Source organism: Streptomyces sp. NPDC049837 (assembly GCF_040674455.1).
GTDB lineage: Bacteria > Actinomycetota > Actinomycetes > Streptomycetales > Streptomycetaceae > Streptomyces.
The window spans coordinates 121,971-135,038 of sequence record NZ_JBFAMP010000007.1; the positions used below are offsets into that span (position 1 = coordinate 121,971).

Consider the following 13,068-nt stretch of genomic DNA (forward strand, 5'->3'; position numbering starts at 1 on the left):
GCGCGCCCGCACCGGGGCCTCGGGGCCGGCGCCCACCCCGGGCACCCGGTCCACGCATACGCAGGGCCCCGGGACCGGCGCAGGGGTCCCGGGGCCCGGTCGGAGCCGGCGTGGTGGTCACACCCGCCGCAGTACCGCGACCACCTTGCCGAGGATCGTCGCCTCGTCGCCCGGAATCGGCTGGTACGCCGCGTTGTGCGGGAGCAGCCAGACATGGCCGTCCTCGCGCTTGAAGCGCTTGACGGTGGCCTCGCCGTCCAGCATCGCCGCGACGATGTCGCCGTTCTCGGCGACCGGCTGGCGGCGCACGGTCACCCAGTCGCCGTCGCAGATGGCGGCCTCGATCATCGAATCGCCGACGACCTTCAGCACGAACAGCTCTCCGTCACCGACCAACTGGCGGGGGAGGGGGAACACGTCCTCGACCGACTCCTCGGCGAGGATGGGGCCACCGGCCGCGATACGGCCGACCAGCGGGACGTAGGACGCGGCGGGCTTGCCCGTGGTGTCGGTGGGCTGGGTGCTCGGCTGATCGGATCCGCGGACCTCATAGGCCCTGGGCCGGTGCGGGTCCCTGCGCAGGAACCCCTTGCGCTCCAGTGCCATCAATTGGTGGGCGACCGACGAGGTGCTGGACAGCCCCACCGCCTGGCCGATCTCCCGCATCGACGGCGGGTAACCGCGCCGCTGCACCGAGTCCCGGATGACTTCGATGACCCGCCGCTGCCGGTCCGTGAGCCCCGAGCTGTCCGCCCGGATGCCTGGAGGTCGCCCGGGCAGAGAGCGCGTGGGCTTGGGCCCCTCCGCGTTCGTGTTCGCTTCATTCATGGCATGCACCGGCTCGAGTCGGCTCTGGGAGCGGTCCTGGGCAGTGATGGTGGCACTGTCTGCGGTGGTGGTCACGTCGTCGGCCCCTCTCGAATGGTCTCCCTAGCTGGACAACGGTAGTTGCTTTCGAAAGGTTGCGCCAAACACACGTTCGAGTGAAAAATCGCAGATTGGCTTACATGTGCGTGTGACTAGGTGTATGTGCGATCGCTTGCCGGGTCCGGGCCTGTGCTGCGGTGGCGATTTCAGGCCATCACCGTAACGTCCGCCGCCGAAGCCGGGTAGGGCGGGGGCGGCCGCCGGGGCGTTGCCGACCGGACCGGCCGGTCGCCCGGACGAATCCGGAGCGTGACCGCCACGGCGAGCCGTGTGATCGGGCGGCCTCCGGCGCGTTCCGGCGTGTCTCCAGTCTGTCATCCCGGCCCCCGCGATCCGTGGCGCCGCGCCCCTCGCGTAGGCTCTGGGCCGGTCGCCGATGCCGCGGTGGCGCCGCGGCGATGCCCCCGCGCGCGACACGCGCCAGGAGCTGAAAAGACGGCCGGACCCCAGATCTAGTGGTTGGATTGCACCGGCCACCCACAAGTTGTGGTCCCGGGTCTTACGGGGGCGTGGCGATCGCCTATGCTTGTGGCTGCTTCGGGGGGCTCTGACGGGCCTTGACGAGGCTATTCAGTCGTGCTGTGAAGGAGGGTTGGGAGATGCACTGCCCCTTCTGCAGGCACCCCGACAGCCGTGTCGTCGACAGTCGCACCACCGACGACGGGACGGCCATCCGCCGCCGCCGCCAGTGCCCCGACTGCTCCCGCCGTTTCACCACGGTGGAGACCGCGTCACTCATGGTGATCAAGCGCAGCGGGGTCACCGAGCCCTTCAGTCGCACCAAGGTCATCTCCGGAGTGCGCAAGGCGTGCCAGGGGCGGCCGGTCACCGAGGACGCTCTCGCCCAGCTCGGCCAGCGGGTCGAGGAGGCGGTGCGCGCCACCGGCAGCGCGGAGCTGACCACTCACGACGTCGGACTCGCCATACTCGGCCCGTTGCGGGAACTCGACCTCGTCGCGTACCTGCGCTTCGCGTCCGTGTACCGGGCGTTCGACTCACTCGAAGACTTCGAGGCCGCCATCGCGGAGCTCCGCGATGGCCGGCCCCCCGCGGAGGACAGCGGGACCGGCGCGACGCCAGAGGTCCCGGTTCCCGCGGGCGCCGCCGACTGATCGTTCCGGTCCGGCGTACGACCGGCGATCGGCCGTTGAGCGGCACATGACGTGTCACGGGTGCTGTGCGTGGTGCCCGGGACAACAGACAGAAACCGTGCCTTGGGAAGATCTGGGCACTTCAGGGTGTTTTTGCCCGTATATGGGAGGCGGCATGACAGAGACGGCGAGCGGCCCGGCACGTGGGTCCCGTACCAAGGGGTCCAAGGTGAACAAGGGTCTGCGTATCGAGCGCATCCACACCACCCCCGGCGTGCATCCGTACGACGAGGTCGTGTGGGAGCGTCGTGACGTCGTCATGACCAACTGGCGCGACGGCTCGGTGAACTTCGAGCAGCGTGGCGTCGAGTTCCCCGACTTCTGGTCGGTGAACGCGGTCAACATCGTCACCAGCAAGTACTTCCGCGGGGCCGTCGGCACCCCGCAGCGCGAGACCGGCCTCAAGCAGTTGATCGACCGGATCGTGAAGACCTACCGGAAGGCCGGCGAGGAGTACAACTACTTCGCCTCGCCCGCCGACGCCGAGATCTTCGAGCACGAACTGGCCTACGCCCTCCTGCATCAGATCTTCAGCTTCAACTCGCCGGTGTGGTTCAACGTCGGCACGCCGCAGCCCCAGCAGGTCTCCGCCTGCTTCATCCTGTCCGTCGACGACTCCATGGAGTCGATCCTCGACTGGTACAAGGAAGAGGGCATGATCTTCAAGGGCGGCTCCGGTGCCGGCCTGAACCTCTCCCGCATCCGCTCCTCCAAGGAGCTGCTCTCCTCCGGCGGCAACGCCTCCGGTCCCGTCTCCTTCATGCGTGGCGCCGACGCCTCCGCCGGAACGATCAAGTCCGGTGGCGCCACCCGCCGTGCCGCCAAGATGGTCATCCTCGACGTCGACCACCCCGACATCGAGGACTTCATCGAGACCAAGGTCAAGGAGGAGGAGAAGATCCGCGCCCTGCGCGACGCGGGCTTCGACATGGACCTGGGCGGCGACGACATCACGTCCGTCCAGTACCAGAACGCCAACAACTCCGTCCGCGTGAACGACGAGTTCATGAAGGCCGTGGAGTCGGGCGGGAAGTTCGGCCTGCGTGCCCGGATGACCGGTGAGGTCATCGAGGAGGTCGACGCCAAGGCGCTCTTCCGCAAGATGGCCGAGGCCGCCTGGGCCTGCGCCGACCCGGGCATCCAGTACGACGACACGATCAACCACTGGCACACGTGCCCGGAGTCCGGCCGGATCAACGGCTCGAACCCGTGCAGCGAGTACATGCACCTGGACAACACCTCGTGCAACCTCGCCTCGCTGAACCTGATGAAGTTCCTCAAGGACGACGGCAAGGGCAACCAGTCGTTCGACTCCGAGCGCTTCGCCAAGGTCGTCGAGCTGGTCATCACCGCGATGGACATCTCCATCTGCTTCGCGGACTTCCCGACCCAGAAGATCGGCGAGAACACCCGCGCCTTCCGCCAGCTCGGCATCGGTTACGCCAACCTCGGCGCCCTGCTGATGGCGACGGGTCACGCGTACGACTCCGACGGCGGCCGTGCGCTCGCCGGTGCCATCACCTCCCTGATGACGGGCACCAGCTACAAGCGCTCCGCCGAGCTGGCCGCGGTCGTCGGCCCGTACGACGGCTACGCCCTCAACGCCGAGCCGCACAAGCGCGTCATGAGGCAGCACGCCGACGCCAACGCCAAGGCCGTCCGGATGGACGACTTGGACACCCCGATCTGGGCCGCCGCCACGGAGGCCTGGCAGGACGTGATCCGCCTCGGCGAGAAGAACGGCTTCCGCAACGCCCAGGCGTCCGTCATCGCCCCGACCGGCACCATCGGCCTGGCGATGTCCTGCGACACCACGGGCCTGGAGCCCGACCTCGCGCTGGTCAAGTTCAAGAAGCTGGTCGGCGGCGGCTCGATGCAGATCGTCAACGGCACCGTGCCGCAGGCGCTGCGCCGTCTCGGCTACCAGGAGGAGCAGATCGAGGCGATCGTCGCCCACATCGCCGAGCACGGCAATGTGATCGACGCGCCCGGCCTCAAGCAGGAGCACTACGAGGTCTTCGACTGCGCCATGGGCGAGCGTTCCATCTCCGCGATGGGCCACGTCCGGATGATGGCCGCCATCCAGCCCTGGATCTCCGGTGCCCTCTCCAAGACGGTCAACCTCCCCGAGACGGCCACCGTCGAGGACGTCGAGGAGGTCTACTTCGAGGCGTGGAAGATGGGCGTCAAGGCGCTCGCCATCTACCGCGACAACTGCAAGGTCGGCCAGCCCCTCTCCGCCAAGAAGAAGGAGCAGGAGAAGGCCGAGGTCACCGAGAAGGCCGAGGAGACGATCCGCGCGGCGGTCGAGAAGGTCGTCGAGTACCGTCCCGTCCGCAAGCGTCTCCCCAAGGGCCGTCCCGGCATCACCACCTCCTTCACGGTGGGCGGCGCCGAGGGCTACATGACCGCCAACTCCTACCCGGACGACGGTCTCGGCGAGGTCTTCCTGAAGATGTCGAAGCAGGGCTCGACGCTCGCGGGCATGATGGACGCCTTCTCCATCGCGGTCTCCGTCGGCCTCCAGTACGGCGTGCCGCTGGAGACGTACGTCTCGAAGTTCACCAACATGCGCTTCGAGCCGGCCGGTATGACGGACGACCCGGACGTGCGGATGGCGCAGTCGATCGTCGACTACATCTTCCGCCGCCTGGCGCTGGACTTCCTGCCCTTCGAGACCCGCTCGGCGCTCGGCATCCACTCGGCCGAGGAGCGCCAGCGCCACCTGGAGACCGGTTCGTACGAGCCGGCCGACGACGAGGTGGACGTCGAGGGCCTGGCCCAGTCCGCCCCGCGCCAGCAGGAGGCCCCGAAGGCCGTGGCCGCCGCCCCGGCGAAGGCCGAGGTCCCGGCCCCGAAGCAGGCGCACACCTCGGCGGAGCTCGTCGAGATGCAGCTCGGCATCAGCGCGGACGCGCCGCTCTGCTTCTCATGCGGTACGAAGATGCAGCGGGCCGGTTCCTGCTACATCTGCGAGGGCTGCGGCTCGACCAGCGGTTGTAGCTGAGCCGACTGACTGACCAGGGCGGGAGAGCCGGAGGTTCGGGCTCTCCCGCCCACGTATGTCCGGGCTCAGGACCGTTCGGCGCCCATCAGTTCGGTGAAGGACTGCGGGTCCGCGTCGAAGCCGCGGATGGCGCGGCGCCAGCCCCATCCCCCCGTGTCGTCGCGGAGGAACTCCACGACGGTCACGGCCGTGGCGTCGCCGAGGCCGGCGAAGTCGTAGCTGTCCAGCTCCTTGTAGCCCTCCTTGATGAGGACCAGGGCGTTGGTGATGTCGGAGAACGTCGTCCGGCCGCCACCCTGCTGTATGGCCACGCCCACCACCACGCGCGCGTACTCCGGTGCCAGGCGGTTCAGCTCCAGCGTCATGGCCTCGTCGAAGCCGAACCCCTGCCCGGTGCTGCTCTCCCGCTGAAGGGTGATGGTCCCGTCCGGCGAACGGCTGCCGAAGTGCACCAGATACACCGGGGCACCATGGGGATCGTCGGCCCGGTAGACGGCGGCGATGATGTCGAGATCATGGTCGGGGACTCCCGCGGGGCTCGGATCCCACTTGAGTGTCACCTCGACCTTGCCGACCCCCTTGTTGGCACTGCTCACGGGATTCCCCTCTCTCGTACGGGCGGGGTCAACTGCCCGCGGCCCGAAGCTCCTTGCCCATGGTGTCACGCTCAGTGCGGGATCCGGCGCGGCGGACGCTGCCGGGGAACCTCGTCCCGGAAGGTCTCGATACGGCTGCTGACCTGACGGATCAGGTGCGTGTCCTCGATGCGGTCCAGGTACAGGCAGCGGCGGGCCACCCCCGCCAGCTCGAAGGCGAAATAGATCGACATCAGAGGGTTGATGAACAGTTCACTGCCACGCGTGCGTGAGGTGAACCGGACGTCCCCGAAGGAGCCCTGGACGGCGGCCGCGATGGAGCCGTTCACGATGCTCGGGAAGTCGGGCGTACGGCTCTGCGCGTGCGCGACGGCGTCCACGAAAAGAGCACCCTCGCGTGTCGTACGCGAGACGGAGAACGCCCCCAGATAGGCCCCGTCCCGCTCCAGGGCGGCGATGTTCTCCAGGACCAGGCCATGGCTGACACCGTGGTACGCGTCGACGCCGAAGCCGATCGAGGCGATGAGGCGTTCGGGCACGTCCAGGCCGGCGAGGGCGGCGACGCTGGTCAGGTCCTCCTCCGGGGTGCCCAGTCCGGATTCGTCGCCCCGCATGAGGATGTCGGTCCCGCCGTCGACCAGGACGACCGCGTCGATGTCGTAGTGCTCGATCAGCGCCTTGTACGCCGCGCGCAGCGGCTGGACGCCGACGCGGGCGAAGGCGTGGACGGTGCTGGGGTAGCCGTGCAGGGCGAGCCATTCGGCGAGGGTGCGCTCGGGGAAGTACGTCTGGTGCGGCGCCGATTCGGGGGTGACGACGGCGACGTCGGGCGCGAGCCAGGAGCCGAGGGGAAGGCCCTCGACGGCGCTGAAGGCCAGGTTGGCGAGATGGACCTCCTTGCCCTGGTGACGCAGTGACAGCGCCAGCGGCAGTCCCGCGTAGATGTCGAACCCGCCGCCGGCGCCCGCGACGAGGACGCGTTCGGCGGATTCGAGGCGGGCGAAGAGCGGATTGAGGTGCAGCGAGGTCATCCGGTCATTGTGCGGGGTGTTCGACCGCGGCCGGACGTGTGTGCCAGGGCCGGCAGCCGATGGGGGCGCAGTGCGCGAGACCGGGACCGGCGCCACGTCGGGCGCCGTACGATGGCGCGGTGCTGGTCAAGTGGATTCGCTGCACCGTGGTGGACCGTCGGGGGTTCGAGCGGGGGCAGCGGAAGTGGGCGGGGCTGCTGGGTGAGCCGGGATTCCGTGGGCAGGGCGGCGGTTGGAGCCGGAGCCGACCCGGTGTCGCGCACGTTTTCGCCTTCTGGGAGAGCCGGCCCTTCTACGACTCCTTCATGGCCCGTTCGCACGACCGACTGGCGGCCGCGCAGTCGGGCACGTACAAGGACATGCAGGTCAAGCTGTTCGATCACCGCTTCGACGTGAAGACCGGGTTCGAGCCGCGCTTCACCGACGCCGATGTCGTCCGCGTCGCGCACAGCAGGATCCACGCGGAACGGGTCGAGCACTACGCGCTGATGCAGGAGAAGGTCTGGAATCCGGCGATGGCCGGATCGCCGGGGATGCTGCGCGGGATGTTCGGGGAAGCGCCGGGCAACGAGTTCCTCGTCCTGTCCATGTGGCAGTCGGCGGCCGAACACGGCAAGTACCGCACGGAACGCGTGGAGCGGCTCGCGCTGCGTGCGCAGATCGAGGCGGATGTCGCGGCGCTGGCGGGTGACGTCGTGGACCTGGAGTCCGCCTGGACGGTGTGAGGGTGTCAGGCGGGGGGCCACGCGCGCGTGCCCGGTCCTGGCGTTCCGTGCCCCGTGCTCGCGGCGGCTGGTACGCCGGATGGAGCCCGGACCCCCGGCCGGCCGGGCCCCGCCGGAACGGCCGATCTAGGGTCGTGGCATGGCACGACCACGGCGCATCGTTCTCGTACGGCACGGCGAATCGGAGGGCAACGCCGATGACACCGTGTACGAACGCGAGCCCGACCACGCGCTGAGGCTCACCGAGCGGGGGCGGCGGCAGGCGGAGGAGACGGGCGAGCGGCTGCGGGCACTGTTCGGGGACGAGCGGGTGAGCGTCTACATCTCCCCGTACCGCCGCACCCACGAGACCTTCCAGGCCTTCCGGCTGGACCCCGCGCTCGTACGGGTAAGGGAGGAGCCACGGCTGCGCGAGCAGGACTGGGGGAACTGGCAGGACAGGGACGACGTCCGGCTCCAGAAGGCCTACCGGGACGCGTACGGGCACTTCTTCTACCGCTTCGCGCAGGGCGAGTCCGGGGCCGACGTGTACGACCGGGTCGGGGCGTTCCTGGAGAGCCTCCACCGCAGCTTCGAGGCGCCCGACCACCCGCCGAACGTCCTGCTGGTCACCCACGGCCTGACCATGCGGCTGTTCTGCATGCGCTGGTTCCACTGGACGGTCGCGGACTTCGAGTCGCTGTCCAACCCGCCCAACGGCGAAACCCGCATGCTGCTGCTCGGCGAGAACGGGCGGTACACACTGGACCGCCCTTTCGAGCGCTGGCGGACCCCCGAGTCGTACGGCACCACCGGATAGAGTGGCAGTGCGATGACCGCTGATTCCTCTTCCGACCGGCGCTTCGAACGCGCCCTGGCCAGCCTGCGCGGGCTGTCCGTGGGAGACGCCCTGGGCTCCCAGTTCTTCGTACCCGCCAACTATCCACTGCTCAAGCGGCGCGAGCTGCCGCCCGGCACCTGGCAGTGGACCGACGACACCGAGATGGCCTGCTCCGTGCTGGCCGTCCTCGCCGAGCACGGCCGTATCGACCAGGACGCGCTCGCCCGCTCGTTCGCCGAGCACCACGACTTCGACCGGGGCTACGGACCGGCCGTCAACCGGATGCTCCGGCTGATCCGGGAAGGCGGCGACTGGCGCGAACTGGCCGCCGGGCTGTTCAAGGGCCAGGGCTCCTGGGGCAACGGCGCCGCCATGCGCATCGCCCCGCTGGGCGCCTGGTACGCCGACGACCCCGAGCAGGCGACGCACCAGGCCGAGATCTCCTCGTACACCACCCACCAGCACCGGGAAGCCGTCGTGGGGTGCATGGCCGTCGCGGCCGCCGCCGCCCTCGCCGCCGATCCGGCGGGGCCGCCCAAACCGGAGGAGCTGCTCGACGGAGTCGTCGCGCTCGTGCCGCGCAGCGCGGTGGGCGCGGGGCTGCGCCGCGCCCGGGACATGCTCGACTACGGCGACGCGGCGACGGTCGCGGCGGTGCTCGGCAGCGGTCGGCGTACGAGCGCGCATGACACGGTGCCGTTCGCGCTCTGGTCGGCCGCCCGCGCCCTGGGCGACTTCGAGCGGGCCTTCTGGACCACCGCCCAGGTCGGCGGGGACGTCGACACGACGTGCGCCATCGCCGGGGGAGTGGTGGCCGCGACGGCGGCCGGTGCGCCGCCGGCCGAGTGGCTGGACCGTACCGAGGCGCTGCCCGACTGGGTGCCCGCCGGGCCGGCCGGCCGCTGACGTACGTGTCACGGTCCTGACACAGAGCGGGGGCCGAACGGGATCAGGCCCGGTTCCGGGCATACCCTTTCGGCCACGCCGCTGCCTTGATCATGACAGGCGCGCTGACCAGACACCGGGACCGTACGCAACTGCCGCTTCGACGTGTGCGGGCCCCGGTCGGGAGGGGGTCCCGTGCCAGACACGCCGTCCGAATCGCCATCACCATCACCATCACCATCGGCATCACCGGAGCCGTCGCCGCAGTCTCCGGAGCCGTCGCCGCAGTCTCCGGAGCCGGCACCGGAGCTGTCGTCGCCGGGGCCGCAGTCGTCACCGTCGTCGTCGGCGTCGCAGCCGTCACCCTCGTCGCCGCACGGCTCGGAGGGCTCGCCGACCGCCCAGGAGCCACAGGCTGCGCAGGGCCCACAGGCCGCGCAGGCCCCGCCGGTCCCGCAGGACTCACCGCCCCCGGGCTCACCGACCCCACCCTCCATGGACAAGGCGCCCATCGACGCCGGTGCCCGCGCCCGCGCGGGAGCGGTGCCCTGGGCGCCGGCCATGGCACAGCCCGGGCTGCGACCGCCCCCGCCGGTCGAGACCTGGCTGACGCGGATACGCCCGCACCCGCCCGCCCCGATACCGGCGGCCGCCCTCTGGTCGGCCCTGGCCACCGCCGTCCTCAGCGCGCTCCTGCTCGGCGACGGCCTCGGCCTGAACCTTCTGATCGTCGCCGTACCGGCCACCCTCACCGCCTACTTCGCCGCCGTGGCGGCCGGACGCCGCATCCGCCCCTGGACCGTGGTCTGGGGCGTGGGCGGCCTCGCCCTGCTGGTGGTGCCCGCACTGCGCGACGCGGGCTGGCCCACCTTCCTCGCCATCGTCTCCGCCGTGGGCCTCGCGTCGCTCGCCCTGCACGGCAGCCGCACCTGGCCCGGCATCCTGTTCAGCCCCTTCGGCCTGTTCGACTCGATCGGCCCGGGCCTGGTCTGGGCCTGGCGCGGACTGCGTGAGCGGGCGGGCGGCGCACAGGGCCGGGTGGCGCCGGTGCTGCGTACGATCGCGGTGGCCGCGGGCCTGCTCATCGTGTTCGGGGCGCTGTTCGCGGGCGCCGACGCCGCCTTCGCCGACCTGATCGGCTCGCTCGTGCCGGACGTGTCGGTCACCGACGGGCCCTGGCGCTTCGTGCTGTTCGCCCTGGGCCTGGTGGGTGCGCTCGCCGCCGCCCGCACGGCCGCCGCGCCACTGCGGTGGGACAGCCTCAAGGCCCGCCCCGGCCGGCCGCGGGCCCGCCTGGAATGGGCGCTTCCGCTCATCGTGCTCAACCTGCTCTTCGCCGCCTTCAACGCCGTCCAGCTCACCGTGCTCTTCGGCGGTTACGAGAAGGTGCTGAGCCAGACGGGCCTCACCTACGCCGAGTACGCACGCCAGGGCTTCTGGCAGCTCCTCTGGGCCACCCTGCTCACGCTCGTCGTCATCGGCCTGGCCCTCCGCTGGGCTCCCCGCGACGGCGCCCGCGACCGCACCCTGGTCCGGTCCGTCCTCGGCACGCTCTGCCTGCTCACCCTGGTGGTGGTGGCGTCCGCGCTGCGCCGGATGGACCTGTACGTCGATGCCTACGGCCTCACCCGGCTGAGGGTGTCGGTCGCCGCCATGGAACTCTGGCTCGGCCTCGTAATCGTCCTGATCATGGCGGCCGGCATCGTCGGCGCGCGCCGGCTGCGACTGCCGCGTGCCATCGCGGTGAGCGCGGCGGCCGGCGTCCTCGTCTTCGGGCTGGTGTCACCGGACGGGCTCATCGCGGAACGGAACGTCCAGCGCTACGAGAGGACCGGCAAGATCGACGTCGGCTATCTGGACGGCCTCTCCGCGGACGCCGTGCCCGCGCTCGACAGGCTTCCCGAGCCCCTGCGTTCGTGCGCGCTGAGGGACATCGCGAGCAGCCTGGAGGGCGACGAGACACCCTGGTACGCGGTCAGCCGGGGCGAGACCCGCGCCCGGGGCATCCTCGACGAGCGCGGTATCTCGGTCGAGGGCCACGCCTGCACACCGCAGCGCAACGACATCGGCGACGAGTTCGACGAGCACGACGAGTTCGACGAGTACGACTACTAGACGACCGGTCGAGTACGACTACTGGACGGCTGGCGCGGGCGCGTCCGATGAGCCGTTGAGCGCCTCCAGGTCGCTCTTGCGCCGAGTGTCGGGGTGGGTGCGCCCGCGACGTCGAAGCGGCCGGGATGGTGTTCCGACTCGTTGATGTACAGGGGCGTGAGGAGGGGCGATCAGCACATCGATGGGTACGTTGACGAAGAGGACCCAGCGCCAGCCGAGCCACTCGGTGAGCATCCCGCCGACCAGCAGCCCGATCGCGCCACCTCCCGCCGAGACGGCGGCGAACACCCCGAACGCCCGGTGCCGCTCGGGCCCTTCGGGGAACGTCGGGCTGACCATGGAAGGTGTCGCGGCCCGCGCCCGGACCGGCAAGGCCGCCGTCTACCGTCGCCGGCCCTCGAAGGAGGACCTGGTCGCCGACGCGCTCAAGGCCGGTCTGCCCACGTTCGACGAGGCGGCCGACCATGGCAGCGTCCGCGAGGACCTGTACCGGCTCTGCCTCCGGTTGCGCGACGCGATGTACTCCAAGCCCGGCTTCGCGCTCCGCTCCGTGATTCACGAATGCGACAGCGTGACGGCCGATCGGTTCCATGGGCTGATCCGCAAGGGAGTGATCGAGCTCTCCACTCGCCTCATCAAGGACGCCGTGCGCTGTGGAATCGAGCGCGGCGACGTCCGGGCCGACGCATCCGGCGACTTGGTCGTCGACGTGGTGCCCGCCCTCATGATGTACCGGTCCAAGATGTGCGGCAGCGAATGGACCGAGTCGATGTGGCGGAGATGATCGATCGGGTCATGATTCCGCTCCTGAGGCCTCCGGCCGGCTGAAGGAGTGGCGGGACTGCGCTCCGGATGCGGCGGGGCAGCGGCGGGGCAAGTCGGCGCCACCGCCGTCGCCGTCCGGGGGGCGGTCGTTGGCGCGGCCGGAGGCGCGGCGGGCCTCCGGGGGCCTGATCGCAATCCGGGTATCGCGGGCGGGGTCGGGCGGCGTAACCTGTCTGGCGCCATGCCGTACGAACCACCCACCCACACCGTCGAGCGCTCGATCAGAGCGACCACCGGCGCCAAGATCATCGCCGGAGTCGATGAGGTCGGACGCGGGGCGTGGGCCGGTCCCGTCACGGTCTGTGCCGCCGTCACCGGACTGCGCCGGCCACCCGCCGGACTGACCGATTCCAAGCTCATCAGTCCCAAACGCCGTGCCGAACTGGCCGAGGAACTGGAGAAGTGGGTCACCTCGCACGCCCTCGGGCATGCCTCTCCGGAGGAGATCGACGAGCTCGGGATGACCGCGGCACTGCGGCTGGCCGCCATCCGCGCCCTGGACGCCCTCCCGGTGCGCCCGGACGCGATCATCCTGGACGGCAAGCACGACTACCTGGGGCAACCCTGGCAGGTCCGTACGGTGATCAAGGGCGACCAGTCCTGTATCGCGGTCGCGGCCGCCTCGGTGATCGCCAAGGTGCGGCGGGACGCGATGATGGCCGAGCTGGCGGCGGAGTCCGCCCAGTACGCCCTCTTCGGGTTCGGGGACAACGCCGGTTACCCGTCGCCGGTGCACAAGGCGGCGCTCCGGGAGTGGGGCCCCACGCCGTACCACCGGCTGAGCTGGGCGTACCTCGACGCGCTGCCCCAGTGGCGGCACCTCAAGAAGGTCCGCGTCTCCGCGGAGGCGGCCGAACTGGAAAGCGGGGGCCAACTCGGCTTCGATTTCTGAACGCCTGGCAGCGCCCCGCCCAACAGCAGGCCGCATGAAAGCAACGCGTGTACGCGTCACCGGTACACGTCGCATGTATGCGCCACCCGCCGGT

10 protein-coding genes and 2 pseudogenes are annotated in these 13,068 nt (G+C 70.4%); 8 read left to right on the plus strand and 4 right to left on the minus strand.

Going from position 1 to position 13,068, the window contains the following annotated elements; translation table 11 throughout:
* Positions 1–117 precede the first annotated feature (117 nt).
* Positions 118–903, minus strand: coding sequence for a transcriptional repressor LexA (gene lexA, locus AB0J57_RS20675; RefSeq protein ID WP_366129693.1), 786 nt, complete (start codon positions 901–903; stop codon positions 118–120).
* A gap of 623 nt (positions 904–1,526) precedes the next feature.
* Here lexA and nrdR point away from each other — a divergent pair.
* On the plus strand, positions 1,527–2,039 hold the full coding sequence (gene nrdR, locus AB0J57_RS20680) for a transcriptional regulator NrdR (protein ID WP_366129694.1): 513 nt from the start codon (positions 1,527–1,529) through the stop codon (positions 2,037–2,039).
* A 154-nt stretch (positions 2,040–2,193) separates the two neighbouring features.
* Complete coding sequence (locus AB0J57_RS20685) at positions 2,194–5,085, plus strand: vitamin B12-dependent ribonucleotide reductase (protein WP_366129695.1); 2,892 nt, start codon at positions 2,194–2,196, stop codon at positions 5,083–5,085.
* Positions 5,086–5,150: 65 nt separating this feature from the next.
* Here AB0J57_RS20685 and AB0J57_RS20690 read toward each other — a convergent pair whose 3' ends face one another.
* Positions 5,151–5,681 (minus strand): TerD family protein, encoded by a 531-nt coding sequence (locus AB0J57_RS20690; RefSeq protein WP_366129696.1) that lies wholly within the window; start codon positions 5,679–5,681, stop codon positions 5,151–5,153.
* 71 nt (positions 5,682–5,752) lie between these two features.
* On the minus strand, positions 5,753–6,712 hold the full coding sequence (locus AB0J57_RS20695; RefSeq protein ID WP_366129697.1) for a DUF1152 domain-containing protein: 960 nt from the start codon (positions 6,710–6,712) through the stop codon (positions 5,753–5,755).
* 119 nt (positions 6,713–6,831) lie between these two features.
* On the opposite strand from AB0J57_RS20695, the gene AB0J57_RS20700 reads away from it, so the two are divergent.
* From AB0J57_RS20700 to AB0J57_RS20715, 4 genes are all read left to right on the plus strand, one after another.
* Entirely contained in the window at positions 6,832–7,437 is a 606-nt protein-coding gene (locus AB0J57_RS20700; protein ID WP_366129698.1) for a YdbC family protein, read from the plus strand.
* A gap of 139 nt (positions 7,438–7,576) precedes the next feature.
* Positions 7,577–8,236: a histidine phosphatase family protein gene (locus AB0J57_RS20705; protein ID WP_366129699.1), complete on the plus strand. Its 660-nt coding sequence runs from the start codon at positions 7,577–7,579 to the stop codon at positions 8,234–8,236.
* Positions 8,237–8,248: 12 nt separating this feature from the next.
* The gene (locus AB0J57_RS20710; RefSeq protein ID WP_366129700.1) at positions 8,249–9,163 is read left to right on the plus strand and encodes an ADP-ribosylglycohydrolase family protein; all 915 of its coding nucleotides are present in this window, start codon (positions 8,249–8,251) and stop codon (positions 9,161–9,163) included.
* A 474-nt stretch (positions 9,164–9,637) separates the two neighbouring features.
* Positions 9,638–11,257 carry a DUF4173 domain-containing protein gene (locus tag AB0J57_RS20715; protein WP_366129701.1) on the plus strand — a complete coding sequence of 540 codons (1,620 nt, stop codon included), beginning with the start codon at positions 9,638–9,640 and terminating at the stop codon, positions 11,255–11,257.
* An 80-nt stretch (positions 11,258–11,337) separates the two neighbouring features.
* Here AB0J57_RS20715 and AB0J57_RS20720 read toward each other — a convergent pair.
* Positions 11,338–11,599 (minus strand): annotated as a pseudogene (locus tag AB0J57_RS20720) (MFS transporter); the annotation flags it as partial.
* Here AB0J57_RS20720 and AB0J57_RS20725 point away from each other — a divergent pair.
* Together AB0J57_RS20725 and AB0J57_RS20730 are read left to right on the plus strand one after the other, a co-directional pair.
* A pseudogene (locus tag AB0J57_RS20725) lies at positions 11,586–12,085 on the plus strand (TetR/AcrR family transcriptional regulator C-terminal ligand-binding domain-containing protein); the annotation flags it as partial. The pseudogenes AB0J57_RS20720 and AB0J57_RS20725 overlap by 14 nt on opposite strands.
* Before the next feature lie 178 nt (positions 12,086–12,263).
* The gene (locus AB0J57_RS20730; RefSeq protein ID WP_366129702.1) at positions 12,264–12,974 is read left to right on the plus strand and encodes a ribonuclease HII; all 711 of its coding nucleotides are present in this window, start codon (positions 12,264–12,266) and stop codon (positions 12,972–12,974) included.
* The last annotated feature ends 94 nt before the right edge of the window (positions 12,975–13,068 follow it).